1 pseudogene is annotated in these 367 nt (G+C 39.5%); it reads right to left on the bottom strand.

Annotated features, from left to right (window positions below):
* A pseudogene (locus tag AC1DJR_RS34095) lies at window positions 1-367 on the bottom strand (ABC transporter permease); the annotation flags it as partial.

The raw sequence follows: 367 nt of genomic DNA, 5'->3' as shown, positions 1-367 counted from the left end.
GAGAAGAATTCATATCTATTTCTGTACCCGAACCTGATCCTCCCGCCGTTGCCACTCTAGCATTTCCTTTTCCTTCTCCTTCTCCTTCTCCTTCTGAAACTCCTACTAATTTAAATCCATCTGCAATTCCGAAATTATGGGTTATATAATTATAGTCTTTTACATGCTTGGACTTCGCTAATTGATCTGTTTCTTTTGTATTGAGCTGCGGCGGATTAGGCGCTTCTCCAGTTTCCCTTGCTTGTTTTCCTAATTTATCAAAATCAAGACCTAAAGTAACATCAGCACCCAGTTTTTTTCTTGCTGCATCAGCTGCTTTTTTTGATGCATTTTGGATTGTGAATCCTGCCAGCACTAAGTTTGTAAC

This window comes from Bacillus sp. 05T31 (genome assembly GCF_056396725.1).
The sequence above is the reverse complement of the archived record's forward strand: the minus strand, read 5'-3'. Positions and strand labels throughout refer to the sequence as shown.